We start from the raw sequence: 24,666 nt of genomic DNA on the forward strand, positions 1-24,666 counted from the left end.
CAGTGTGGCCGATCACCCTCTCAGGTCGGCTACGCATCGTTGCCTTGGTAGGCCGTTACCCCACCAACTAGCTAATGCGCCGCGGGCCCATCTGTAAGTGACAGCCAAAAGGCCGCCTTTCAACCTTTATCCATGCGGAGAAAGGTATTACCCGGTATTAGCCCCGGTTTCCCGGAGTTATCCCGATCTTACAGGCAGGTTGCCCACGTGTTACTCACCCGTCCGCCGCTCGTTCCACAGGTTTCACCCCGAAGGGATCTGCCTGCTTCCCGCGCTCGACTTGCATGTATTAGGCACGCCGCCAGCGTTCGTCCTGAGCCAAGATCAAACTCTCCATAATAGTTGAGCTTGCTTGCTCGTTCAAAAAACTAGCTTGTATATCTTGCTTGACATACTGGTTGTTTTGTTCAGTTTTCAAAGATCAAATTGTCGCTCGCCGCCTCAACGACAGCTTAATAATTATATCAGATTACTAGAATGAAGTCAATAACTTTTTTAAATCAACTATTACTTCCTTCAAAACAGCAACTTAATCAATATAACATTTGGACTTGTAAGAAGTCAATATGTTTTTTCGTGGTTGCTTGTTGTCCGATGCAACTTTCATAATATAACATGTCACAGAATGTGATGCAATAGAAAAACAGTTTCCAACTATCGGAAACTGTTTTCAGAAGATAAATAGGTGAATGGCCGCCAACGAAGCCAAGCCAGGAATTCCTAAAAAACCGGTGATTAGGGCGGTGTATATATTTATCGGCAGATGGAGGCCAATAGAAGCACCGAATACATTGAAGAAAAACAAAAACAATACACCAATCACTAATTTTACCGATCCCTGAGCAACAAAGCGCAAAGGCTTGATCGGTGCTCCGAGAACAAGTAGTAAGGCTATTACCACCACCATACTTGTTATGATGACCGCTGGATTCATTTTCTCCTCTCCTTTTGCTTGTCCTTTTCTATTTATAGGTATGAAAAGGCAAAAGGAAAAAGAACTGAATTATCTCATCGCACTTACCTTTCGAACTCTCGCTTCCCGCAACAGGTAAAGGTATTTAGCTTCAGCAACCTTAAGTTCGTATATTCCACGCTCAGTGGGTTCGACGCTTCGTTCAATGATTGATTTGATACTTTTCCATTCTTCCTTTGATTTAAAAATATCATCCAATAACTGCTCATCCACCTGGCTCTTTTTAATCTTTTTACCGCCAATCACTTTGATCACCTATCCTCTTTCTCTACATTCAACACAAGAGTTGCACGCTACAGAGCCGGAAATTATAATTCCCTTCGTCCTTCCATCGCTTTAGACAATGTTACTTCATCCGCATACTCGAGGTCGCCTCCCATTGGAAGTCCGTGGGCGATTCTGGTGATTCTTATCCCGGAAGGTTTAACCAGACGGGAGATATACATCGCAGTTGCTTCGCCTTCGATATTCGGATTGGTAGCAAGGATGAGTTCATTTACTTCTTCATCTTTAAGCCGGTTCAGCAAACTCGGAACATTGATGTCCTCAGGCCCAATCCCATCCATCGGAGAGATAGCTCCATGCAGGACATGATATTTTCCGCCAAATTCCTTCATTTTTTCCATGGCAATGACATCCTTTGGATCCTGCACGACACAAATCACCGAATTATCCCTTGTCTCGTCCTGACAAATCGAACATGGATCCTGGTCGGTGATATGCCCGCATATCGAGCAGTGGGTCAGCTCTCTCTTTGCATTGACCAAAGCCTTCGCAAAATCCAAAACGTCATCTTCTTTCATATTCAACACAAAAAAGGCCAGGCGGACAGCCGTTTTCGGTCCGATCCCCGGCAATTTTGTAAAGCTGTCAATCAGCTTTGAAATCGGTTCTGGGTAATACATGAAGCATACCTCCTAGAACATTCCTCCAGGCATGTTTAAACCTTTCGTGAACTGTCCCATAGTATCATTTGTTTTGTCTTCAACCTGTTTCAATACGTCGTTCGTTGCGGCCAGAATCAAATCCTGGAGCATATCCAGATCATCCGGGTCCACCACTTCTTCGTTTATTTGAATGTCGGTAATTTCCTTTTTCCCGTTTGCTGTTACTTTTACCATACCCCCGCCGGCAGCACCTTCAAAACTCATTTCTTGAAGTTCTTCCTGAGCTTTCATCATATCTTTTTGCATTTTCTGCATTTGCTTCATCATTTTATTCATATTTCCACCACCACGCATGGAAAACCCTCCTTATTAATCATGAATTTCTAATAAATCATCACCAGCGAGCTTTCTTGCTTCGGCAACCAACGGATCTTCCTCCTGGGAGGATTCCCCTTGCTCTTCCGTTTCCTGCTGTTTTTGCTTGCTGATATATTCTTCTCTGAGTTCTTGCCAATTCGCTTCCGGTATCGGAATCACCGTCAGTGATTTACCGATGACCTCCGCTAATAACGATTCTATCGCTTGTTTATGGTCTAAAGCAAGTGAACAATGGATTTCGTACTTAAATGCTACAACTAGAGCCTGGCTCGATGCAGCCCGGGGCTTACTGTTCTGGATTGTCGCATGGGCAGGGGCACTTTGTTTCTTCAGCATATTCATGAAATTCGCCCACTGAGACTGCACATTCTTCAACTCTGTCTTAGAGGCTTCCTTCAATACTTGACGTATTCGTTCAAACGGAATTTTATAACTGTTTTTTGTTGCCCGTTGCTGCGGACGCGGTTGTGCTGGCGAAGGAGCATCAGCATGCTGGACCGCCACACCATTTTTCTTTACTTCCTGCATTTCTTTTTCCAGTTGGGCCAATTTTCTTGTCAACTTGTCAACGGCTTCAGCGGACGTTCCACTGGAAGCTTTTTGCTGATCAGAGATATTTAATACGGCTATTTCAATGAATACCTTGGGACTATTTGTCCACTTTATTTCCTGTTGACATTCATTCAGCTGCCTAATTGCTTCCTGGATCCAGTCAGCATTGACTTCCGCGGCAAGCTGTTTGAAACTGTCAGTCAGCAAAGCACGTTCCAAAATATTCTCCAGATCTGGCGCACTTTGGTATAGCAGTAAATCACGCAAATAGTAAATCAAGTCAAATACAAAGCGTCCCGGATCCTTTCCTTCCTGGATCAAATCATCCACATAACGCAACGCCTGTTGAATTTCCTGTCGATACATCGCCTCGGTCACAAGCGTCAGTTTTTCCTGTGAGACCGACCCGGTAACGGCCAGGACATCCTCCAGACTTACCTCATCTTCACTGTAAGATATCGCCTGATCCAACAAGCTGAGCGCATCCCGCATCCCTCCTTCAGCAGAAAGTGCCACAGATTCAAGAGCTTCCCTGGTTGTCTTGATACCTTCTGCTTCGACGATTGTCTGCATACGCTCGACGATCGAGGAAGGGGTGATCCGTTTAAAGTCAAATCGCTGACAGCGGGAAATGATCGTTAATGGTATTTTATGCGGTTCCGTGGTCGCCAGAATAAAAATGACATGCTTGGGCGGCTCCTCCAATGTTTTCAACAAGGCATTAAAAGCGCCCATCGACAGCATATGGACTTCATCGATAATATAAACTTTGTAAGCGACCGCACTTGGTGCATACTTCACTTTGTCCCGGATATCCCGGATCTGTTCCACTCCATTGTTGGATGCGGCATCGATTTCGATTACATCGGAAATGGAGCCATCCTGTATTCCCAGACATGCCGCGCATTCGTTACACGGTTCCTTCACTGGCGCATGTTCACAGTTTACGGTTTTCGCAAATATCTTGGCAGCACTGGTCTTGCCTGTACCCCGCGGCCCTGAAAACAAATAGGCATGCGAAAACTTCTGCTGGACGATGGCATTTTGCAATGTACGGGTAATATGGGTTTGTCCGACGACATCAGAAAAGCTCCTTGGACGCCAGACTCGATACAGTGCCTGATAGCTCATTCAATACTTGCCCCTTTTTGATTGCTCTCTTAATTATAACTGAATTATGTTGCGGTTGGAAACCTTCTATACGAAAAACCTCTTGCCCTGAGACAAGAGGTTCACTAGCATGTATTCAATAAGTAAAGCCGTGCACCCATCGTCGATAGTACGACCCTAAGCGTTACTCAAGTTCATGGCTCGACCCGGGCTTCCCCGCGGCACACAAGAAGGACCGCTTACTGCTGCTTCCTTCCGGACCTGACAGGGTTCACGGGTTCCCGTTGCGCAGGACCCGGGTGTCAGCACCAATCCCTTGAGGCAGACCTTAATGTCATACTACCTCGGATGGGGATTCAGCCTCGCTATAGCGGATTGCGAGTACAGGGCACCGCTACCTCCCCGCCTAGCACGACAAATTTGCTAACAATTATTTGTGGCGCTTTAATAGCGCAATTCATAGTATAACGACTTTCATCCAAAAATGCAATAGGTAGAGACTGGAAGCCTCATTTGTCTCCGGGCTTTCTCTTCCTTTGCTGCCTGAGAGTACGGAAAAAATCAGTCAACAGTTGTCCGCATGCTTCTTCCAATACTCCTCCACGGACTTCCGCCACATGATTGAACCGGCTGTCTTCGAGAAGATTCATCAAGGTGCCTGCACAACCTGCTTTGGGATCGTAGGCCCCGAAAACGACCCGGGGGATTCTGGATTGAATGATTGCTCCCGCACACATCGGGCAAGGCTCCAACGTAACATAAAGGGTACAATTTTCGAGCCGCCAGCTTCCTATTGATTCATTTGCTTTGTCAATCGCAATCAGCTCAGCATGAGAGGCGGTTGTTTGAAGCGACTCCCGTAAATTGAAGGATGCGGCGATCACTTGCTCTTCGTGGACAATGACCGCCCCGATCGGCACTTCTCCCAGTTGTCCTGCTTTTTTTGCTTCCATAATGGCCAGTTCCATATAATATTGATCGTTCATTAATCATCCCACTTTTCATTCGAAGGTTTCAAACATCAGGAAAAAGATAAATAATAAGGAAGAGAGGAGTGAAGTCATGGAAACAGACAGAAATGATGCGGCCGTGGTCATTGTAGACATCATCAATGACTTTGATTTTCCGGAGGGTCCACAGTTGTTGGAAAACACCAAGAAAATCCTCCCCAACCTGAAAAAATTGAAAGAGTTTGCGTATCAGCAGTCTATTCCTATTATTTATGTAAATGACCATTATGGCATCTGGCAATCGGACTTTCAAAAAGTCAGTGATTACTGCCGCAATGAACAAAACAAACAAATCATCGATCAAATGCAGCCTGCATCCGATGATTATTTCCTGATAAAACCAAAACATTCTGGATTCTATGGTACAGCGCTCGAATCTTTATTGAAAGAATTAAACGTAAACCATATCATCATCGCCGGTATCGCTGGTGACTTTTGTGTACTGTTCACGGCCAACGATGCTCATATGCGTGAGTATAGTATCAGTGTACCAAAAAACTGTATCGCCTCCAACGAGGAGCAACAGAACGACCGGGCCCTCGCGCTGATGGCTGAAAAACTTGGCGCAGATATTGATCCTGTTTAAAAGCATATGTTCCTTCCTCTGCACATAAGATGATAACGGAGAAAAATGTTATTTTCAGAGGAGGAAGGAATGTGCAAATCCATGTAGTTGCGCCGGGAGAGTCCTTATATGCGATAGCGATGATGTACGGCACCACCGTGGCGTCATTGCAGGCCGTAAATGAACTGGATGCTCCCGGCAATTTAGTTGTCGGACAGACGTTGGTTGTTCCGCTCCAGGGGAATATTTACCGTGTCCAGCCCGGGGACAGTTTATATTCGATCGGCCAGCGATTCGGAGTGTCTGTACAACAACTTGCCAATGCCAACAATATTTCCCCCAATCTTGAACTTCAAGTTGGATTTCCTCTATTTATCCCCCAGCAGCCCAAGACCAGGACGGAAGTTAATGCCTATATCGAACCGTACGGCGAAACAGTCTCCGAGACCTTGATCAATTCGGCGGAGAAGAATACACAGTATCTTACTTACTTGTCCCCTTTCAGTTATCGGATAAATCGTGACGGCACCTTGATTCCTCCACCGTTAGATAACTTCCGGCAAATTGCCGCAAACAACAATGCCGGTCTGGTCCTGGTAGTTACCAATTTGGAAGAGGGAGCATTTAGCGCAGAATTAGGCAGGGAAATCATAACGAACCGGCAAGTAGAAAACACGCTTTTGAATGAAATTGTAAGCACAGCCGAAGCCGGCGGTTATCGAGACGTCCATTTCGATTTTGAATTTCTTCCACCGGATACTCGTGAAGACTACAACAATTTTCTAAGAAGAGCCAAGCAACGCTTGAGTGAAGCAGGATTATTGATGTCCACCGCTCTCGCTCCGAAAACAAGTGCCGAACAAACCGGAGCGTGGTATGAGGCCCATGACTATGCTGCCCACGGGGAAATCGCAGATTTTGTTGTGTTGATGACCTATGAATGGGGATATAGCGGCGGTCCGCCTATGGCTGTTTCACCGATCGGGCCGGTGCGGGAAGTGGTAGAATATGCATTGACCGAAATGCCAGCTGAAAAAATTTTGCTTGGTCAAAACCTCTACGGATATGACTGGACGCTGCCATTCGAACCAGGCGGAGATTATGCCCAGGCGCTAAGCCCTCAACAGGCAATCACCCTGGCCCGAAACGAAAATGTTGCCATTGAGTACGATGAGACCGACCAAGCTCCATTTTTTCATTATACGGACGACGAAGGAAACCGGCATGAAGTATGGTTTGAAGACGCTCGCTCCATCCAAGCCAAGTTCGACTTGATTAAAGAATTAGGACTTCGGGGGATTAGCTATTGGAAACTGGGATTGGCCTTTCCTCAAAACTGGCAGCTGCTTGACGCAAACTTTGACATAGTAAAACCAGGATAATCTGCATCCTGGTTTTTTTGTTTATATAACCGTTCCGATTGATTTACCTTTTGATACCATTGTTAAATTGGCTGGAAGCTGCTCAAACTAAAAGAAAATAGAAGGTAGAAAGAGAAGGTGATGACGTGAATCTGGACTTCCAGTTTGTATTTAAATCGGTGATTTTGGTGCTATCGGGAATATTACTTTTGCGTATTTCCGGAAGAAAATCCATTTCACAAATGACATTGGCACAGACCGTAGTGATGATTTCGATTGGTTCGGTTATCATTCAACCAATCGTGGAAAGGAGCGTAATCCGAACGATTATCGTTGCCGCCATTTTTGTTTTCACCCTGATCGTTATCGAGTGGCTTCAACTTAAATTCAACGTTGTGGAAAAGTTTATTACTGGTAAATCAAAAATCCTCATTCAAAACGGACAGCTGGAAACGAAAAACTTTAACAAGAACCGGCTTACTGTCGACCAACTCGAAATGTTTCTCCGGCAGCAAGGGATTTCCAAGCTTTCCGATCTCAAAACGGCAACAATCGAACCGAATGGGCAGCTTGGATATGAATTGACGGAGGATGCCCGTCCACTCACCGTAGGGGAATTTAAAAAAATGATTCATCCAAGCATGCTGAACCCGGCAGTGATGGATAATACACAGCAACCAAAACAGACATCTCAACAACAGCAAAATCTTTTTGAAGAAATCACTGCCAACCATCAAACAGACCATTCAAAAAAACTTAAGTGACTTAACCTGGAGCGAAACGGAAAATCCGGTTTTTATTTGAGACGCTTTCCCATTCAACCGCTGATTGTGAGGATTCAGGAGCAACACGCAAGACCTGTATCTCTACTTCAAATTCCGTAGAGAAAGGAAATGGTTTAACCTGTATGTCCGTGTCTGTCAGCCACTCCGCTGTCATTCCTCTTGGTGCAAAGCAAAATTCCTGACGAAATCCATCCTTGAACCAGTCTATTTCTTCCGATTTCTTCACACCGGGAGGATTCAATGTCGCATATAAGGATAAATCATCACAAAATTGCAGGATGCGATAATGACAGGTCATAGCATCCTCCAGCGAATCTATCGTTAAAGAAGAGATCAGCCGGCGTCTTCGCTCTTGTTCATGAAGCAAGAATGACGAAATGTCGGGATCATTACCTTTGTCAGACGAGAAAAAAGAAACATAATGCATGCTGCAAAGGATAGCACCATAAGAAGTTTGTTCCTCAACCTGATCAATACCGCGACTGTATGCTTGAAGTTTTTCCTGTAAGGGGTAGTCAATAAAATCATATGGCTTCTGCTCAGCAACATTCCAAACAATCTGTTGATCAAGCGGAATCCAGGCCCGATCATGATGACGGATTGCATATAAAACATCCTGTTTTAATGCTGGATAGGGAAAAGCATCACGTCTCCAATGGCATGCAAGTTGAAAGGATAAGTATGCATGATCATGCTGTTTAATGATTTCCCATCGATCACCGTTTTTTCTAACTATCATTAATCTTTTCCCCCTTTTGTCAGGATCGTTGCAAGCTAAAGAAGAGGCTGCCCTTATGTGGACAACCTCTTTTTCATTGGTTTATGCCAATACTTTTAATGATTCACGGTTGAAAGCTGGAATATCATCTGGTTGACGGCTGGTTACCAGCTGATTTTGGCAAACGACGACTTCTTGGTCTTTTAAGTCGGCGCCGGCGTACTCCATATCCACTTGAATCGATTTGAACCCAGTTGCCTGGCGTCCTTCCAGTTTTTTAGCCGTAATCAACAGCTGCGGCCCATGACAAATGGCCATTACTGGTTTTTTCTCGTCCATAAAGTGTTTTGCAAAAGAAACAAACCGTTCATCTGCGCGCAATTGGTCTGGTGAAAATCCGCCAGGGATAAACAGAGCATCGAAGTCAGAAGGATTGACATCATCGATGCCTTTATCAATCGTCACTTTCGCTTCACCTTGTTTTCCAGTGACTTGTTTACCAGCTTCCTTTTCAATGGTTACCACTTCGTGTCCTTCATCCTTAAATGCTTTGGCAGGATCTGTATATTCCACATCTTCAAACATATCTGTCAATACACAAGCAATCTTACTCATCGTAACAACACTCCTTTGAAAAACTATAGGGTTTTACGGTTACATCGATAATGTACCCTCGCCTTTGGAGTTTAAACATAATATGGAAGATTTAAATATATTGAAGTTTCCCCTCCACACGTACTAGCAAGAAGGAGGAAGTATCTCCATCCAATGCAGAATCCAGTGAAAGAGCGTGAAGCCGGTGCCAGCGAAAGTGGAGATTAGCACTATTCACATTGAAACGATTTTGCTTTGGCGTGAAGTCAAGTTATTAAGGATATAAAAACCGAACGAATTATCGTTCGGTTTTTATGTTGGCCGCTATGCTTTTGTTCAAACTTCCTTAGCCTACTCTTCTAATGTAGAGGTATCTCCGGTCGGCAGTCCCAATTCCCAGGATTTCAAAAGCCGGCGCATGATTTTCCCGCTCCTTGTCTTTGGAATCGTATCCTTGACTTCAATTTCCCGTGGTGCAGCATGGGCGCTCAAGCCGGTTTTTACAAACTTCCGGATATCTTCGACCAATTCATCGCTTGACTGATAGCCATCATTCAGGGTGATGAAAGCTTTGATGATTTCTCCTCGTTCCGGATCCGGTTTCCCGATGACACCGGCTTCCGAAACAGCTGGATGTTCAATCAGCTTGCTTTCCACTTCGAACGGTCCAACCCGTTCTCCGGATGTATTGATGACATCGTCCAGTCTTCCCTGGAACCAAAAATAACCGTCTTCATCCTTATAGGCACTGTCCCCTGACACATACCAGCCATTGATGAAATAACTTTCATATTTTCCAGGGTTTTGCCATATCGCACGCATCATGGATGGCCATCCCTGCCTTATTGCCAGATTTCCCATTTGATTGGGCGGAAGTTCGTTTCCTTCATTATCGATGATCGCTGCGTCAATTCCTGGAATCGGTTTACCCATTGATCCAGGGCGAATATCCATATCTGGAAGGTTGACGATCAACATCGCACCAGTCTCCGTCATCCACCAGGTATCATGGATTCTCAAATCAAACGCCTTCACGCCCCAGGTGATCACTTCCGGATTCAACGGTTCGCCAACACTCAGGACATGCCGCAGCGAAGAAAGATCGTATTTTTTCGCTGTCTGTTCTCCAGCGCTTACCAGCTTCCGGAGCGCAGTCGGAGCCGTGTACCAAACGGTAACGTTGTTTTTAGCAATTGTTTCATACCAAGAATCCGCCGTGAAACGGCCGCCCCGTATCACGTTCGTCACCCCGTTCAGCCATGGAGCAAAAATTCCATAGCTTGTTCCGGTGACCCAGCCGGGATCCGCCGTACACCAATAAACATCGTCTTCCTTCAAATCAAGCACCCAGTGCCCTGTCGCATAATGTTGGATCATCGCATTGTGAACATGGTAGACCCCTTTCGGTTTTCCGGTTGATCCGGAAGTATAATGCAGCAGCATGCCATCTTCGAGGTCTACCCATTCAATGTCAAACTCCTCGGAAGCTTGCTCCATCTCATGGAAGTAATCGATGTACTTATCATCCGATTCCTCATGGTACCCGACAAGCACAATTTTCTTGAGCTCCGGGAGTTCATCCTGAGGAACCCGTTCGAGCAATTCCGGGGTCGTGATCAACATCGAAGCGCCGCTGTCATCGAGTCTGTCACGAACCGCTTGTTCCATAAAGGCTTCAAATAAAGGACCTGCAATGGCTCCAACCTTCAGAATACCGAAAAAGCTCGCATAAAATTCCGGGCTTCTCGGCATAAACAAAAAGACTCTGTCCCCCTTTTGCACGTCATGCTTTTTAAGTACGTTGGCGAATTTGTTACTCATTGTTTTTAATTCATGGAAAGTCAATGTCTCTTCCCTGTCTGGTGAGGAGTATATCAAAGCAGTCTGGTCTTTCTTCGCAGGATTTTCAGCATGTCGGTCGATCGTTTCATAGGCGGCATTCACTTTGCCGGTTTCATTCCAGCTAAATTCTTTTTTCACGTCTTCCCAGTCGAACGACTGTCTTGTTTTCTCGTAATCCTTTAAATTGTGATTCCCTTCCCGAGCTGCAATAGGTTGCATATCCATTAGATCACCTCATCCGAAATTTTTTGCAAACGATTTCAAAAATACTTCTACTACTACTCCTACACCTTATGTCGCTTCTGTTTTGTTTATTAAATTTTTGAAAAATTCCTTTAATTACTACCTATTTTAGACGATTTGGTGAATAATTTAAAGAGAAAACCTCCAACCTGTTTTCAACCGTGCCGCTTAAGCAAGGTCAACCCATTCGATAAAATTATCCTAGTTTCGAAATAAAATAGGTTGACGTTTATGATTTACTAATATATACTTACTTACATAAAGTAAGTTAATCATTAAAAATAACGAACAAAAAGCTTTAAATTTAAAAACGGAGGGAATAGGAAAATGGCAAAACAAACTTTTAATGTGGATCCAACCCACACAAGCATTGATTTTTCGGTAAAACATATGATGGTATCAAAAGTGAAAGGTACTTTTCATGACTTTGAAGCAACAATTGCTGCTGATCCAGAGGACTTGACTACTGCCGATGTCGAATTTTTCATTGATGTAAACAGTGTCGACACCCGCAACGAACAGCGTGACACGCACTTGCGGTCAGGGGACTTTTTCGATATCGAAAACAATCCGAAGATTACATTTAAGTCTACAGACGTGAAAAAAGTCGGAGAGGATGAATATGAAGTCACTGGCGATATGACAATCCGCGGTACGACTCGTCAAGAAACGTTCAAAGTGGAATTCGAAGGCAGCGGCAAAGACCCATGGGGCAACCAAGTATATGGTTTCAGCGGTGAAGGAAAAATAAATCGCAGCAACTATGGCTTGACTTACAATGCAACCCTTGAAACCGGCGGCGTTTTAATCGGCGACGAAATCAAAGTTTCCATCGAATTAGAAGCGACTACTCAAGCATAAACAAAAGATATCTCTTCAACCAAAAGAACTCATCAGCATCGTGCTGGTGAGTTTCTTTTTGTCTAGTCCGACCCTTCCGACTTTCTCCATATCAACTTCCATCCCTCCTGCCTGCCTTTTTTATCTTTCTTGCTCGGTAGCCATACTTGAGAAAAGTTCGAAACTGTGTTCCTTGTTTTCCTTTCTTTTCCGGAAATACCGATTACCACCTTTCATAATTCTTCCCTTCTAATTTCCCTTATCCCATTTTACGGACATAAAATAGGAGGTTTTTGCAGAAGCTAGGCAAATAGATAAGGAAGGAGTCATGCAGCATGTTCGGTCTTTTTAAACGGGAAAATTCCACCAAAGAAGAATCGAAACGTCCTCTATATAAGGACTTGAAAAAGAATACGGAAGAAGTTAAAAAGATGTTCAGCCATGGTGTTAACTCTGACTTTGTCTACCGCAAAGTGACATCCAACACTAACAAGGAAGTAAGTATTTTTTTCTATGCATCCATTGTCAATAGCCAGAAAATCTACGATGGAATCATCAAACCGTTATTTGAGTCGGAAAAGGAAAATCTACGTTCGGTGATTATCCTTGAAGATTTAGCTGAATCCTATGATTTCGACCAGGTAGAAAGTGACATCAATAGCGGAAAAGCCGTCATTTTCGAAGAAAACAGGGACAGGGCCTATGCTGTCGATGTAGCCGAATTCCAACATCGCGCAGTGGAAAAGCCTGAGAATGAAAGTGTCGTCAAGGGACCTCAGGAAGCCTTTACGGAATCGGTCAGTGTCAATCTTTCATTGATCAGGAAAAAAATCCATGACAAACAGCTTATAGCGGAAACAGTAGAAATCGGCGAGCGGGCCAAACAGGCAGTGACAGTCATGTATGTCAGCGATTTAGTCAATCAGGATACACTGAAAAATGTCCGCGAGCGGCTGAATGCCATCTCGGTTGATAATGTCCGTAATATTGAAATACTGGAACAACATATTGAAGAGCGCCCTTATTCCATCATTCCTACCCTTTTGTACACAGAACGATCTGACAGGGCTGCATCTTTTTTAGAAGAAGGTTTTATCGTGTTAATGATGAATAACTCTTCTGCCTGTTTAATTCTCCCGGTGACGTTTTGGTCTTTTTTTCATACACCGGAAGACCGGTACCTACGATTTTTATTCGGGAATTTCTCCAGAATCATCCGCTTTCTGGCGTTGATTATCACATTATTCATCTCTGCTGTCTATGTAGCGATCACCAATTATCATAGTGAAATGATCCCGCCGGATTTATTGCTGGCCATTACCAGTGCCAGAGAACGTGTTCCGTTCCCAGGCGTTTTTGAAGTGTTGCTGATGGAAATTTCTTTTGAGTTAATCCGGGAAGCAGGCCTTCGTATCCCGAATCCTTTGGGGCCGACAATCGGGATTGTCGGTGCTTTGATTTTGGGACAGGCAGCGGTGGAAGCAAATATCGTGAGTCCGATCATTGTCATCATTGTCGCCTTGTCGGGCCTTTCATCTTTTGCAATGGCCAATATCAGCTTAAACTATACCATCCGGATCACCCGCTTTATCTTTATCATGGCCGCAAGTTTCTTCGGAATGTTCTCTCTTATGGGGGCCTTTCTGTTATGGCTGATGTATCTGGCGTCACTGAAATCATTCGGGACACCTTTCTTTGCACCTTTAAGCCCGAGATATCCGTCTGCCCGAGATACGATATTCCGTAAAACAGCTATTAAAGAGATGTTGCGCCCCGGGTTCGTCAAGCCACAAGACATGAAAAAAAAGTAAGGAAGTAGGTGACGACTTTGCAAGGAAAAGAGAGACTGACAGCAAAAGAACTATTTGCGATCACCGTATTGATGATAGCTGTCAAAATCGGCGACACGACCCCTTCCTTACTTGCACAGCATGGTAAAAACGCGTTTTGGCTGATGGCCCCCATCGCGTTTTTCACCATTCTGCCGTCCTATTTGCTCTTGATGCATTTGTTAAAAAAATATAAGGATAAAAACTTGGTGGAACTGATTGAGCATATCCTTGGAAAAAGAGCAGGGAAGTTGGTCGGGTTGGCCCTGTTCTTGATCACTTTTTTTTCCATGACCATCGATACACGGAATTACGTGGAAGAAATCAAGCTATTATATTTTCCAGAAGCGACTACCAGTCTTGTTTTTATCATCTTCATGGGTGTATGTTTTTTTGGTGCAAAGAAGGGGTTCGAAACGATAGGCTCCACCGCTTGGGTTCTATTTCCCTATATTAAAATCACTTTCATTCTCCTGGTGATTCTTATTTTGGAAGAAGTGGTCTGGCAGCGTGTTTTCCCCATTTGGGGTACAGGTCTAGGTCAAATCGTGATGGAAGGGATGAAAAAATCATCGATTTTTTCCCAGCTGATCATTTTGACAATGGCTTACACATCCCTTCGCAAAACCAGCATGTTTCACAAAGGCGCCCTCTTCGGCGCTTTGATCGTGATAGTGGAAATCACTTTCTTTTTTTTACTGTACTGCACCATGTTCGATTATAACTCTATTGAGAAAGTGGCGTTCCCTTTCCATGAAATTACACAGTATGTGAATATCGGCAGTTTTTTTACCAACATTGAAACCTTCTTTATGATTTTCTGGCTTTTGGCGGCTTTTATCCGTTTTATCCTGTACTTGTACTTCACTGCATGGATTTTCGGCGCGGTATTCAATATCAAGGAGTTTGAGCCATTGCTATTACCTTTTGGATATTTCGTCGTGATTTTGGGGCTGATGCCGAAAAACGCCATTCAAAATGAATTGCTCTTCCGGGAAAACTATCTCGATATGATTACACCATTCTTTTTGATTTTGCCGTTTCTTCTATGGACTACCGCGAAATTACGGGGGGAATTTAAAAAATGAGACCAGTATTTTTTTTCTTGGCTGTCGGTCTTCTGTTCCTGCTGAGCGGATGCTATGATCGTATTGAATTGGAGGAACAGTCCTATGTCATCGGTATCGGGATTGATAAAGCAGACAATGACGAGAAAGGCTTGTTTAAAATCACATTTCAAATAGCAAATCCCGAAGTGGGCTCTTCCATCAGCAGCGGGGGAAGTGATGAAGACCCCCAACAAACCATCACCGTGGAAGGATCGGATTTTATTACCGCCACCAATACCGCCAACTCGATTGTCACCAAAGAAATTGTGCTTGATCATACCAAGGTGTTGGTAATTTCCGAGGAATTGGCCCGATCTGGTGATTTTCTCCGAGTCGTTCAATCTGCATCCCGGACCACCCAGTTGCGTCGCGGTGTTCAGATTGTCGTTTCCAGGGAAGATGCCAGTGACTTTTTAAACAACAACAAGCCGACATTGGAAACGCGCCCCCACAAATATTATCAATTCATGCTTAACCGCGCGACCGAAACAGGCATCATTCCAGACGCGGACGTCCATCGTTTTTTTCAAATTACTGAAGGAGACGCAGACCTGTTCCTGGCAATTTATGCCACTACGGAAAAAATCGAAGAAAAGAGTCAGGGGTATGAAGATCAATACATCGCCGGCCAAATCCCGCAAATCGGGAGCAATGCCACGCAATTCATGGGTTCAGCCGTGTTCAAAGAAGGGAAGATGATCGACGTACTCACAGGACAAGAGACAAGGCTGTGTTTGATTTTCGATAATACCATCGATATGGATGATTTATTGGCAACCTATCCGGACCCTATAAAAAAAGGTTACCGGATTGCAGCCAGCTTCATCAAAAAAGAAAAAACCAAGGTCGATATCGATTATAAAAAAAACCAGCCGTCTAAAATCACCGTTACGGTACCTTTTTCCCTAGAGATACTGGCCATTCCCAGTCTGGTGGATTACGCAGAGAATAGTGAAAACCAAAAAATCCTGCGTAAAACCATTACCGATGACATCAACAAGCGAGCCGAACAATTGGTCAAAAAAGCTCAGCAAGAGTATCGCAGCGATCCTTTTTATTGGTCGATCTACGTCCGAAAATACTTTCGGACCATCAAAGAATACGAAAAAGCAGATTGGAATCACGATATTTTTCCTAATGCCGACGTCAAACTCGACTTCCAGCTTACCCAGATAGAGTTCGGGAAAATGCTAAATGATTCCGATTTGGATGCAGTGAGGGATTGATATGGAAAATGTCATTATTATTGGGCTTGGGATCTTCATTTCCGGCTACATTGCTTCTTACGCAAAACGGACCTTTAAAGAAGACAACAAACCTGGCGGCATCGCACTGGTCGTCTTCAGCATTTTATGTCTGGCAGCGCCTTTCAGCCTGCTTTTTCAGTAAGAGATATAAAAAGACAAAGGAAATACTCCTTTGTCTTTTTTGTATGATGGCCCCAGCAGGATTCGAACCTGCGACACATGGTTTAGGAAACCATTGCTCTATCCCCTGAGCTATGGAGCCAGAAGTTCAATTTGCTTCTCCAAAAAGGAAAGCACTACTTATTATACAAAATACTTCTCCACTTGAAAAGGGAAAAACATGACAATTTTACTGAAGACTATTCCAGACTGTGGCTGATATGATAAAATGGTATCTGTCTGTCGAATGATAATGAAAAGTGTACTTTTTTATACTGAATATAGATGAGCATCTTGCTTGATGATTGGAGGAGGAGAAATGGGACAACTTCCTTTTATTGCGGTAGAAGGACCCATCGGGGTGGGCAAAACATCGCTTACTAAAAAACTTGCTGCGCATTTCGAGTTGCATTTGTTGAAAGAAATAGTGGAAGAAAATCCATTCCTGGGTAAATTTTATGATGACATAGAAGAATGGAGCTTCCAGACAGAAATGTTTTTCTTATGCAATCGGTACAAACAACTGGAGGATATTGAAACCAAATACTTAAACCAGGATAAGCCCGTGATCGCTGATTATCATATTTCCAAGAATATGATTTTTGCCAAGCGGACGTTGAAAGAGAAGCAATTTGATAAGTATGCGAAAATTTATGATATCTTGACGGCGGATATGCCGCAGCCAAATATGATGGTTTACCTGGACGCCAGCCTGGACACCTTGTTGGAGCGGATAAGAATGCGCGGACGGGAAGTAGAGCAGAATATTCAACCGGCATACCTGGAGCAGCTTTCACAGGATTACAATGACTTCATGGATCAGTTTGAAAAAATGAATCCGTCCATCCCGGTCATCCGATTGAATGGGGACCATCTCGATTTTGTAAAATACCAGCATGATCTGGACCGGATTATCCATACAGTTGAAGAGCACTTGAGAAAAGGGGAAGTAGTCAAATGAACTTAAGAGAACGTTATAACATTCCGAATGACAGTGTCATTACGATAGCCGGGACGGTTGGAGTGGGAAAATCGACGATGACCAACGCTTTGGCGGACGCCCTGAATTTCCGGACGTCTTTGGAAAAAGTGGATACCAACCCATACCTGGATAAGTTTTATGCCGATTTTGAGCGCTGGAGCTTCCATTTACAAATCTATTTTCTGGCCGAACGCTTCAAGGAACAGAAACGGATATTTGAATACGGAGGCGGCTTCATCCAAGACCGTTCCATTTATGAAGATACCGGTATTTTTGCAAAGATGCATTATGATAAAGGTACCATGTCGCAGGTTGACTATGAGACCTATAAAAGTTTGTTTGACGCGATGGTCATGACGCCTTACTTCCCGCATCCTGATTTACTGATCTATCTAGAGGGGTCCTTCGATGACATACTTGGAAGAATCAAAGAGCGCGGTCGCCCGATGGAACAGCAAACTCCAATCGCTTATTGGGAAGAAATGTTCAAGCGCTATGAAAATTGGATCAACAACTTCAATTCCTGTCCGATTCTGAGGATCAACATTGCGGATTACGACTTGATGAATGATGAAAGCTCGATCGAACCTGTGCTGGAGAAAATCGGCCACTTCATCCAGCAGTCCCGCAAGTGGAAGTCAGGGCAATTGACCTAAATGGAAGAAAGTAGCCGGGAAAAAATCATGCCCGCAAATAACCGAACGGATTTGATATATAAATCAAATCCGTTCGGTTTTTAATTTTTGTTTTCCTTAGATAGCATTCTTGTTATCCAGGTGTTTGATGCGTGCTCGATCGCTACGGCAAGCTACTACCGTCCCCGCGGAAAGCGAAGTACCTTGCCGGAGTGGAACGTTGCACTTTTCATAGCATCGAATGTTTTGCTTTTTGCTCATCATAAAAACCGAACGAGTGATGGGTCGTTCGTCATTTTGGTCACGATACTTTTGTCCCAGGCTCCTTTTTATTTTATATTCTTTTAAGGCAAGCCCCTTTACTTTCATTTATTCGCATCATTTTTTGCCTGATACGGGCTCCCCAGCTCGATTGAACGGGCTGCCGCCTGTTTGATACAAGCCATCAATGCTTCTTGATATTTATACTTTTCCAATGTCTCCAGCCCGGCTTGTGTCGTTCCACCAGGACTGGTGATTTTTTCGCGCAGCGCGGACGGCTGTTCATCTGAATTCTTCAGCATTTCTGCAGCACCGACAAGCGTCTGGATAATCAATTCCTTGGCAATTTCAGGCTTCAGTCCCGCTTCAGCGGCTGCATCCTCCATCGCCTCGACAAAATAATAAATATATGCCGGGCCGCTTCCGGATAATCCCGTTATCGTATGGAGATCGTCTTCCTCCTCGACAACGGTCGTTGTGCCGATTGTTTGAAACAAGGTTTTCACCAAACGAATGTGCTCCTGTCCGGCCTGCTCTCCTCCTGCTATGGCTGTTGCGGAATAGCCGATGGTGGCAGACGTATTCGGCATCGCCCGCACTACCGGACAATTCTTTTCCAACTGTTCCGCGATGTAACCCGTCGAAACACCTGCCAGCACAGATACCACTATCTGTTCATCCGTCACATATTTTTTGATGCCTTCCAGCGCTTCCGTGATATCCTTCGGTTTCATAGACAGAATGATGACATCCGCTCCCTGGACAACCTCCTCCTTATCATTGGAACAACGGACATGGTAGACGTTTTTCAGCCGTTCCAAACGCTCCTTGTTTTCTTTATTGGTCACCCAGATTTGATCCGCTTGTAAAAATCCTTTGGCCAATATACCGGTCATGATTGCCTCGGCCATCGAACCTGCCCCGATGAACGCAATTTTATTGAACATGCCTATCTCCTCCTTGAGTAAATGCCATTTTATTTTAACCAATAATAAAACCCCCGCCCCGTCCTCTGTATCATAAGGACGGAATGAGGGTTGTCATCCGCGGTACCACCTTGGTTGGCATTGTTCCATGTGAAACAGAATGCCCGCTCGGACCGTTAACGCCGGCTACGGTCAGTTTTCTAGCCTGACTGCTCCCAGGTAGGTTTCAATAATGCCTTAGCGATGGAATCTTTCAGCCGGTGGATTCCAATCTCTGACGCCTGTCACTATTTACTGGCCTGTTCTTCGCAATGGTTTATTTTTATGTATTATGATTGGAAAAACGCTTTCTGTCAAGGTATATTACAACCAAAAATTTGGATTGCCGAGAAGTGGTCTGTTCTGAATGGTATTCTTCCCAGAAGAGAGCAAACCCATACCGAAAAAAATGCCAATCGACGCTGCTGTTAAATGGTCAAAATAAAAAAGTCGTTACATGTTGTAACGACTTTTTCTGTATAATCTCCAATTTGTTTGCGTGTAATTATGGAGGAGGATGAGGGATTCGAACCCCCGCGGGCGATGAAGCCCCTGGCGGTTTTCAAGACCGCTCCCTTCAGCCAGACTTGGGTAATCCTCCGTGTCGACATCAATTAATATACCATCTGACTAAATTGATGTCAACCATCAAAACAGAATTTTGCTTATAGCCGGGAAACCTTTCTGACCATCGGTTTCCCGGCATCTTATTGTCTGCTTACTGGATTACTTCTTTTCCGCCCATATAAGGCCGCAATACTTCCGGAATCACTACCGTCCCATCTTCCTGCTGGTAATTTTCCAGGATGGCTGAAACGGTTCTGCCAATTGCAAGACCAGATCCGTTCAACGTATGGACGAATTCCGGTTTTGCTTTTTCCTCTCTCCTGAAACGGATGCCGGCTCTTCTTGCTTGAAAGTCCTCAAAATTAGAACAAGACGAAATTTCTTTGTAATCGTCATAACTTGGCAGCCATACTTCGATGTCATACTTTTTGGCAGCAGTAAAACCGAGGTCACCTGTACACATGCTCATCACCCGGTATGGAAGCTTCAACAGCTGCAGCACTTTTTCAGCATTTCCCGTCAGTTCTTCCAGTACTTGATAAGAATCTTCCGGTTTTACGAACTGTACCAATTCCACCTTGTTGAACTGGTGTTGACGGATCAGCCCTCTTGTATCCCTTCCGGCAGATCCGGCTTCAGAACGGAAAGACGCACTGTAAGCTACATATTTCCTTGGCAAGTCTTCCATCGACAAAATATCGTCCCGATGGTAATTCGTTACCGGTACTTCCGCTGTCGGGATTAAGAAATAGTCGGTATCAGCCACTTTAAAAGCATCTTCTTCGAATTTCGGCAGCTGACCAGTTCCTGTCATGCTGGTACGGTTGGCCATGTATGGAGGAAGCATTTCCTCGTAGCCATGCTCTTCTGCATGCAAATCCATCATGAAGTTAATCAACGCACGTTCTAGACGGGCACCGAGGCCTTTATAGAAAACAAAGCGGCTTCCCGTCACCTTTGCCGCCCGTTCGAAATCAAGGATGTCCAAATCGGTGGCAATATCCCAGTGCGCCTTTGCGTCAAATGCAAAGGAAGGTACCTCGCCCCACTTTCTGTCTTCGACATTGTCTTCTTCATCTTCGCCGACAGGGACGCTTTCATGCGGGATGTTCGGAATCGACAGCAACAAGGATTGTAATTTTTCCTCGACTTCTTTCAGTTCTGTATCGTAGGCTTTGATCTTGTCGCCCACTTCCCGCATTTCTTTGATGTAGGGATCTGCATCCTGCTTTTGTTTTTTCAGCTCGGCAATTTGCTTCGATACATCATTCCGCTTTGCTTTCAGTTCTTCTGTGCCAGCGATCAGTTCTCTTCTCCTGGCATCCAGGTCACCGAATTTATCTAACTCCGATAAATCCTCTCCCCGGTGTTTCAGTTTATCCTTTACCTCTGCAAAATTGTTTCGTAAGTATTTCATGTCCAACATAAGTTAATCCTCCTTCATATAGTCATTTGCTATGGGTGTTGTTAAAAGATTTGTGTTTTTGTGCAAAGATGCATCGCTGCCACAGCCTTCCTGGTCCTGTGGGAGGAAAGGCCTAATGTGAGATCCCGCAGAGCATTAGCTCGAGGAAGCTCACCAGCCGCCCGCGGAAAGCGCAGGGTGTTTACGCAGCGCTCGATTAGCATACATTCACTTAACAAGGTGTTAAATGGTTCATGATTTTAAAAACCGGAACATTAAAAAACTCCCGTCCCTGCTTTGTTACAGGGACGGGAGTTTGATCCCGCGATACCACCCTTATTGAAGAAACATACATTTCTTCCGGCTCACTTACGATAACGGCGTTTACCGGGTATGCATTGCGGCATACCTGTTCAAGGATGGATTCACAAGGACCCACACCGGTTTTCACCAGCCACCGGCTCTCTGAAGAAAGGACATCTTGTTACTATTTCCTGTCATTACATTGCAATATTATAGTTTAGAATAGCGAAAAACTCGTTAAGATGCAAGTTCTTTCATCGATTCTTCCACCATGGTGACAAAATAAGCCGCCATGCGATGGTCATCGGTCAGTTCAGGATGGAAAGCACTGCAAAGGAAATGTCCCTGTCTCGCAGCCACAATGGCCTCGTTATAGACAGCCAGCACTTCGACATCTTCCCCCACTTCACGGATGAACGGCGCGCGGATGAAGACGGCATTGAAATCCTCTGCTACCCCTTTAATCGGGAGTTCAGCCTCGAAGCTTTCCTTCTGTCGTCCGAAAGCATTTCGTTCTACCTTCATATCCATCAACTGTAAATGGGCTTTTTCCTGGCCGACAACTTCCCCGGCCAATAAAATCAGTCCAGCACACGTGCCAAAAATGGGCTTGCCTTGTTTTCCAAAGGCGACTAAAGCGTCAAAAAAGTCATATTTATCAATGAGACGGCGCATTGTCGTACTCTCGCCGCCCGGTAGAACCAAGCCATCGATTTCTTCCAGCTGTTCTTTTTTCTTGATAATGATGCCTTCGGCTCCAGATGCTTGAATGGAATCAATATGTTCCCTTACTGCACCTTGAAGGCCTAATACCCCTATTTTTATCATGCTGCATTTCTCCTTTTAGAGGCTGATTATCTATTGTTACCGTGCCTGCTGACATGCCTTTAGGCAATATAAAGGAGTAGAAGCACCTATCGGCAGTCTATCTCCTCCATAACATTTGATTTTGCTGCTTACCAGCCGCGCTCCTGCATGCGGTTTTCCGGAGCAAGCGTTCCAATTTCGATACCTTTCATGGCAGTTCCAAGACCTTTGGAAATCTTCCCGATCATTTCGTAATCCTGGTAATGTGTTGTAGCTTCTACAATGGCACGGGCATATTTTTCTGGATTATCTGACTTGAAAATACCGGAACCGACAAACACGCCATCCGCTCCCAATTGCATCATCAATGCTGCATCGGCTGGAGTGGCGACACCGCCGGCTGCAAAGTTCACGACCGGCAAACGGCCCTTTTCTTTGATTTCAAGCAAGACATTGTATGGAGCACCGAGCTCTTTTGCAAAAGTCATGACCTCATCGTCCGACATGCCGATCAGTTTACGAATTTGGGATTGAACTTCACGCATATGACGAACTGCTTCGACTATGTTGCCAGTGCCAGGCTCTCCTTTGGTACGCAGCATGGAAGCACCTTCCCCGATACGGCGGGTAGCTTCTCCCAAATCACGGCAGCCACAAACGAAAGGAACTGTGTAGTCTGATTTGTTGATGTGGAATACTTCATCTGCTGGAGTCAATACTTCGCTCTCATCGATGTAGTCTACTCCCATTGCTTCCAGTACCCGTGCTTCGACGATATGGCCGATTCTTGCTTTTGCCATAACCGGAATGGAAACAGCATTCATCACTTCTTCTACTATTGTAGGGTCAGCCATTCTTGCAACACCACCGGCTGCACGGATGTCGGATGGAACTCTTTCCAAAGCCATGACTGCTACAGCACCGGCTTCTTCCGCAAGTTTTGCCTGCTCTGCGTTGACAACATCCATGATGACGCCGCCTTTTTGCATTTCTGCCATTCCACGTTTAACCCGATCAGTACCCAAATTAGACATTCAGTATTCCTCCCATATATAAGCTCTCATTTGTTATTTTCTTTCATTGGTTATCCAATATTCTACCTTATTTTCCCGAAAACCCCAACCAGAATGTACCGGTAAGAATTAGAACCAACCCTTCACAGTATCTGATACAGAAGAAAAAATATTACTGAAGAAATTGCCGACAGCACTCATCGATAAGGAAAACCAGTTGGCTTTTTCAACAGCAGCGGTTGTGACTACATCAACGGTTTGTGCTTGTTTTTCTCCGGTGATATAACCATAATCTGCTTCTCCTTTGTAAGTAAGCTCCATTGTCCCTACTTTTTCACCTTTTTCAAGCGGAGCAACCAGTTCGCCATCCTCATTCAGCTTGTCTTCATCTACATTCAAGGTGACATCATAGCTCTCTTCTTCCCCATTTTTCACAGGGGCTTGAATCGCTGCACTAGAAGCGATTCCTACCTCATCCTGCTTTCCTTTTGTAACGGGCAGGCTTTTTTGGTCTTCCTTCTGATATCCTTCCGCGAATACTTCTTTGTTTTCAAATTTAGAGAAGCCGTAATCAAGCAGTTTTGCCGTTTCTTCAAAACGGGCTTCCTTGCTTTCTGTTTTCATGACAACAGAGATAAGCCTTCTGCCGTCACGTTCTGCTGTACCTGTAAAACAATAGCCAGCAAGATCTGTCCAGCCTGTTTTCAATCCATCGACACCTTCAAAACCGAACTGTTTGAAGTTGACATTGTCCCAAGGCAGCATCCAGTTCAAGTTTTCCAGCGTCTTTCCTTCAAATTCCGTTGTCATTTTACTCGATATATCCAATGCTTCCGGATAGTCATTCACTAAGTGGTAAGCGAGCAGGGCCGTTGACTCCGCCGAGAGCAAGTCATTGGCATCTGGCTCCGTACCTTCCGGATGGTTCTCACCCAAGTCGGAGTTGGAAAGACCGGTAGCATTCACGAACTGATAATCCGGCAAGCCCATTTCCTCTGCTTTTTCATTCATCATTTTTACGAATTCGCCTTCAGATCCGGCAATCAACTCTGCGAGCGCAATGGTCGTTCCATTATCGGAAATGATTGCCATCGCTTCGTACAGCTCTCGCACTGTATAATCTTTATCCTGCGTCAGACCCACCCCTGAAGATATACTGCTTGCAGAAATTTCATAAGGGTAATCACTAATCTGTGTTGTCGTGTCCCAGCTGATTTGACCTTCGTCGATGGCTTCCAATACAAGATATTCTGTCATCATTTTGGTCATACTAGCTGGAGGTAATTTTATATCAGGCTGTTTCGCATATAAAATCTTCCCCGTTTCAGCATCTACCAGAATCGCAGACTCTGCTTTCAAATCAAGCGACTCAGCGGCATTTGCCTTTCCAGGCTTGGCGATCAGCGAAGTACATGCGAGCAGCACCGCCATTAATAGAAAAAAGGATGCTTTTAAATTATGTTTCAACTTTCTCTACCTCCACGAAAATAGTATGCATCTTTCACATTTTATCACAGGTGGAAGGA

24 protein-coding genes, 2 tRNA genes, 1 rRNA gene, 1 other RNA gene and 1 other annotated feature are annotated in these 24,666 nt (G+C 44.6%); of the genes, 10 read left to right on the forward strand and 18 right to left on the reverse strand.

Going from position 1 to position 24,666, the window contains the following annotated elements; genetic code table 11:
• The 8 genes from ABVF09_RS06350 to tadA form a co-directional block, all read right to left on the reverse strand.
• A 16S ribosomal RNA gene (locus ABVF09_RS06350) occupies positions 1–340 on the reverse strand; the annotation flags it as partial.
• 330 nt (positions 341–670) lie between these two features.
• A complete protein-coding gene (locus ABVF09_RS06355) occupies positions 671–934 on the reverse strand; it encodes a pro-sigmaK processing inhibitor BofA family protein (RefSeq protein WP_026568954.1) in 264 nt (87 codons plus the stop codon).
• Between the two features lie 69 nt (positions 935–1,003).
• Entirely contained in the window at positions 1,004–1,228 is a 225-nt protein-coding gene (locus ABVF09_RS06360) for a YaaL family protein (RefSeq protein WP_321172120.1), read from the reverse strand.
• Positions 1,229–1,281: 53 nt separating this feature from the next.
• Positions 1,282–1,878 (reverse strand): recombination mediator RecR, encoded by a 597-nt coding sequence (recR, locus tag ABVF09_RS06365; RefSeq protein WP_026568952.1) that lies wholly within the window; start codon positions 1,876–1,878, stop codon positions 1,282–1,284.
• Positions 1,879–1,890: 12 nt separating this feature from the next.
• Positions 1,891–2,214 carry a YbaB/EbfC family nucleoid-associated protein gene (locus ABVF09_RS06370; protein ID WP_026568951.1) on the reverse strand — a complete coding sequence of 108 codons (324 nt, stop codon included), beginning with the start codon at positions 2,212–2,214 and terminating at the stop codon, positions 1,891–1,893.
• Positions 2,215–2,229: 15 nt separating this feature from the next.
• On the reverse strand, positions 2,230–3,921 hold the full coding sequence (gene dnaX, locus ABVF09_RS06375) for a DNA polymerase III subunit gamma/tau (protein ID WP_026568950.1): 1,692 nt from the start codon (positions 3,919–3,921) through the stop codon (positions 2,230–2,232).
• Positions 3,922–4,049: 128 nt separating this feature from the next.
• An RNA gene (gene ffs / locus ABVF09_RS06380) (signal recognition particle sRNA large type) lies at positions 4,050–4,315 on the reverse strand.
• Positions 4,316–4,409: 94 nt separating this feature from the next.
• Positions 4,410–4,886 (reverse strand): tRNA adenosine(34) deaminase TadA, encoded by a 477-nt coding sequence (gene tadA, locus ABVF09_RS06385; protein ID WP_026568949.1) that lies wholly within the window; start codon positions 4,884–4,886, stop codon positions 4,410–4,412.
• A gap of 76 nt (positions 4,887–4,962) precedes the next feature.
• On the opposite strand from tadA, the gene ABVF09_RS06390 reads away from it, so the two are divergent.
• The 3 genes from ABVF09_RS06390 to ABVF09_RS06400 all read left to right on the forward strand — a co-directional run bounded on the left by ABVF09_RS06390 (position 4,963) and on the right by ABVF09_RS06400 (position 7,600).
• Positions 4,963–5,496, forward strand: coding sequence for a cysteine hydrolase family protein (locus ABVF09_RS06390; protein WP_026772095.1), 534 nt, complete (start codon positions 4,963–4,965; stop codon positions 5,494–5,496).
• A 71-nt stretch (positions 5,497–5,567) separates the two neighbouring features.
• A complete protein-coding gene (locus ABVF09_RS06395) occupies positions 5,568–6,857 on the forward strand; it encodes a glycoside hydrolase family 18 protein (RefSeq protein ID WP_026772094.1) in 1,290 nt (429 codons plus the stop codon).
• Positions 6,858–6,982: 125 nt separating this feature from the next.
• A complete protein-coding gene (locus ABVF09_RS06400) occupies positions 6,983–7,600 on the forward strand; it encodes a DUF421 domain-containing protein (protein WP_371068794.1) in 618 nt (205 codons plus the stop codon).
• Position 7,601: 1 nt separating this feature from the next.
• On the opposite strand, the gene ABVF09_RS06405 is transcribed toward ABVF09_RS06400, so the two are convergent.
• The 3 genes from ABVF09_RS06405 to acsA all read right to left on the reverse strand — a co-directional run bounded on the left by ABVF09_RS06405 (position 7,602) and on the right by acsA (position 11,000).
• Positions 7,602–8,360, reverse strand: coding sequence for a DUF3891 family protein (locus ABVF09_RS06405; RefSeq protein ID WP_051382166.1), 759 nt, complete (start codon positions 8,358–8,360; stop codon positions 7,602–7,604).
• A gap of 81 nt (positions 8,361–8,441) precedes the next feature.
• Complete coding sequence (locus ABVF09_RS06410) at positions 8,442–8,954, reverse strand: type 1 glutamine amidotransferase domain-containing protein (protein WP_026568946.1); 513 nt, start codon at positions 8,952–8,954, stop codon at positions 8,442–8,444.
• 330 nt (positions 8,955–9,284) lie between these two features.
• Positions 9,285–11,000 (reverse strand): acetate--CoA ligase, encoded by a 1,716-nt coding sequence (gene acsA / locus ABVF09_RS06415; RefSeq protein WP_371068795.1) that lies wholly within the window; start codon positions 10,998–11,000, stop codon positions 9,285–9,287.
• 345 nt (positions 11,001–11,345) lie between these two features.
• Between acsA and ABVF09_RS06420 the strand changes: the two genes are divergently transcribed.
• The 5 genes from ABVF09_RS06420 (at position 11,346) to ABVF09_RS06440 (ending at position 16,185) form a co-directional block, all read left to right on the forward strand.
• Entirely contained in the window at positions 11,346–11,879 is a 534-nt protein-coding gene (locus ABVF09_RS06420) for a YceI family protein (protein WP_371068796.1), read from the forward strand.
• Between the two features lie 314 nt (positions 11,880–12,193).
• Positions 12,194–13,669, forward strand: a complete 1,476-nt coding sequence (locus ABVF09_RS06425) for a spore germination protein (RefSeq protein WP_371068797.1) — start codon at positions 12,194–12,196, stop codon at positions 13,667–13,669.
• Between the two features lie 8 nt (positions 13,670–13,677).
• Positions 13,678–14,775, forward strand: coding sequence for a GerAB/ArcD/ProY family transporter (locus ABVF09_RS06430; RefSeq protein WP_237648566.1), 1,098 nt, complete (start codon positions 13,678–13,680; stop codon positions 14,773–14,775).
• Positions 14,772–16,022 carry a Ger(x)C family spore germination protein gene (locus ABVF09_RS06435; protein WP_153461487.1) on the forward strand — a complete coding sequence of 417 codons (1,251 nt, stop codon included), beginning with the start codon at positions 14,772–14,774 and terminating at the stop codon, positions 16,020–16,022. The genes ABVF09_RS06430 and ABVF09_RS06435 overlap by 4 nt, the downstream gene beginning before the upstream one ends.
• Position 16,023: 1 nt before the next feature.
• Complete coding sequence (locus tag ABVF09_RS06440; RefSeq protein ID WP_153461486.1) at positions 16,024–16,185, forward strand: hypothetical protein; 162 nt, start codon at positions 16,024–16,026, stop codon at positions 16,183–16,185.
• 47 nt (positions 16,186–16,232) lie between these two features.
• On the opposite strand, the gene ABVF09_RS06445 is transcribed toward ABVF09_RS06440, so the two are convergent.
• Positions 16,233–16,305, reverse strand: a tRNA-Arg gene (locus tag ABVF09_RS06445).
• Between the two features lie 216 nt (positions 16,306–16,521).
• Between ABVF09_RS06445 and ABVF09_RS06450 the strand changes: the two genes are divergently transcribed.
• Positions 16,522–17,163 carry a deoxynucleoside kinase gene (locus tag ABVF09_RS06450; protein WP_371068798.1) on the forward strand — a complete coding sequence of 214 codons (642 nt, stop codon included), beginning with the start codon at positions 16,522–16,524 and terminating at the stop codon, positions 17,161–17,163.
• A complete protein-coding gene (locus ABVF09_RS06455; protein WP_026568940.1) occupies positions 17,160–17,840 on the forward strand; it encodes a deoxynucleoside kinase in 681 nt (226 codons plus the stop codon). Before ABVF09_RS06450 ends, ABVF09_RS06455 begins: the two co-directional genes overlap by 4 nt.
• 344 nt (positions 17,841–18,184) lie before the next feature.
• On the opposite strand, the gene proC is transcribed toward ABVF09_RS06455, so the two are convergent.
• The 6 genes from proC to ABVF09_RS06485 all read right to left on the reverse strand — a co-directional run bounded on the left by proC (position 18,185) and on the right by ABVF09_RS06485 (position 24,607).
• Positions 18,185–19,027 (reverse strand): pyrroline-5-carboxylate reductase, encoded by an 843-nt coding sequence (gene proC, locus ABVF09_RS06460; RefSeq protein WP_371068799.1) that lies wholly within the window; start codon positions 19,025–19,027, stop codon positions 18,185–18,187.
• Positions 19,028–19,553: 526 nt separating this feature from the next.
• Positions 19,554–19,646: transfer RNA gene (locus ABVF09_RS06465), tRNA-Ser, on the reverse strand.
• Between the two features lie 117 nt (positions 19,647–19,763).
• Positions 19,764–21,038 carry a serine--tRNA ligase gene (gene serS / locus ABVF09_RS06470; protein WP_371068800.1) on the reverse strand — a complete coding sequence of 425 codons (1,275 nt, stop codon included), beginning with the start codon at positions 21,036–21,038 and terminating at the stop codon, positions 19,764–19,766.
• 280 nt (positions 21,039–21,318) lie between these two features.
• Positions 21,319–21,527, reverse strand: a binding site (T-box leader).
• 30 nt (positions 21,528–21,557) lie between these two features.
• A complete protein-coding gene (pdxT, locus tag ABVF09_RS06475; RefSeq protein WP_026568937.1) occupies positions 21,558–22,148 on the reverse strand; it encodes a pyridoxal 5'-phosphate synthase glutaminase subunit PdxT in 591 nt (196 codons plus the stop codon).
• 128 nt (positions 22,149–22,276) lie between these two features.
• Positions 22,277–23,161: a pyridoxal 5'-phosphate synthase lyase subunit PdxS gene (pdxS, locus tag ABVF09_RS06480; protein WP_026568936.1), complete on the reverse strand. Its 885-nt coding sequence runs from the start codon at positions 23,159–23,161 to the stop codon at positions 22,277–22,279.
• 108 nt (positions 23,162–23,269) lie between these two features.
• Positions 23,270–24,607: a serine hydrolase gene (locus tag ABVF09_RS06485; RefSeq protein ID WP_026568935.1), complete on the reverse strand. Its 1,338-nt coding sequence runs from the start codon at positions 24,605–24,607 to the stop codon at positions 23,270–23,272.
• Positions 24,608–24,666: the final 59 nt, after the last annotated feature.

It is taken from the genome of Sediminibacillus sp. JSM 1682029, assembly GCF_041366435.1.
GTDB classification, from domain to species: Bacteria; Bacillota; Bacilli; order Bacillales; family Amphibacillaceae; genus Sediminibacillus; species Sediminibacillus terrae.

Bases quoted from the DNA above. Each gene is read 5' to 3' on its own strand.
- tadA (WP_026568949.1), bottom strand. From the start codon at position 4,886: ATGAACGATCAATATTATATGGAACTGGCCATTATGGAAGCAAAAAAA.
- ABVF09_RS06370 (WP_026568951.1), bottom strand. From the start codon at position 2,214: ATGCGTGGTGGTGGAAATATGAATAAAATGATGAAGCAAATGCAGAAA.
- ABVF09_RS06405 (WP_051382166.1), bottom strand. From the start codon at position 8,360: ATGATAGTTAGAAAAAACGGTGATCGATGGGAAATCATTAAACAGCAT.
- proC (WP_371068799.1), bottom strand. From the start codon at position 19,027: ATGTTCAATAAAATTGCGTTCATCGGGGCAGGTTCGATGGCCGAGGCA.
- ABVF09_RS06355 (WP_026568954.1), bottom strand. From the start codon at position 934: ATGAATCCAGCGGTCATCATAACAAGTATGGTGGTGGTAATAGCCTTA.
- acsA (WP_371068795.1), bottom strand. From the start codon at position 11,000: ATGGATATGCAACCTATTGCAGCTCGGGAAGGGAATCACAATTTAAAG.
- serS (WP_371068800.1), bottom strand. From the start codon at position 21,038: ATGTTGGACATGAAATACTTACGAAACAATTTTGCAGAGGTAAAGGAT.
- dnaX (WP_026568950.1), bottom strand. From the start codon at position 3,921: ATGAGCTATCAGGCACTGTATCGAGTCTGGCGTCCAAGGAGCTTTTCT.
- ABVF09_RS06410 (WP_026568946.1), bottom strand. From the start codon at position 8,954: ATGAGTAAGATTGCTTGTGTATTGACAGATATGTTTGAAGATGTGGAA.
- recR (WP_026568952.1), bottom strand. From the start codon at position 1,878: ATGTATTACCCAGAACCGATTTCAAAGCTGATTGACAGCTTTACAAAA.
- ABVF09_RS06455 (WP_026568940.1), top strand. From the start codon at position 17,160: ATGAACTTAAGAGAACGTTATAACATTCCGAATGACAGTGTCATTACG.
- pdxS (WP_026568936.1), bottom strand. From the start codon at position 23,161: ATGTCTAATTTGGGTACTGATCGGGTTAAACGTGGAATGGCAGAAATG.
- pdxT (WP_026568937.1), bottom strand. From the start codon at position 22,148: ATGATAAAAATAGGGGTATTAGGCCTTCAAGGTGCAGTAAGGGAACAT.
- ABVF09_RS06435 (WP_153461487.1), top strand. From the start codon at position 14,772: ATGAGACCAGTATTTTTTTTCTTGGCTGTCGGTCTTCTGTTCCTGCTG.
- ABVF09_RS06390 (WP_026772095.1), top strand. From the start codon at position 4,963: ATGGAAACAGACAGAAATGATGCGGCCGTGGTCATTGTAGACATCATC.
- ABVF09_RS06425 (WP_371068797.1), top strand. From the start codon at position 12,194: ATGTTCGGTCTTTTTAAACGGGAAAATTCCACCAAAGAAGAATCGAAA.
- ABVF09_RS06440 (WP_153461486.1), top strand. From the start codon at position 16,024: ATGGAAAATGTCATTATTATTGGGCTTGGGATCTTCATTTCCGGCTAC.
- ABVF09_RS06450 (WP_371068798.1), top strand. From the start codon at position 16,522: ATGGGACAACTTCCTTTTATTGCGGTAGAAGGACCCATCGGGGTGGGC.
- ABVF09_RS06420 (WP_371068796.1), top strand. From the start codon at position 11,346: ATGGCAAAACAAACTTTTAATGTGGATCCAACCCACACAAGCATTGAT.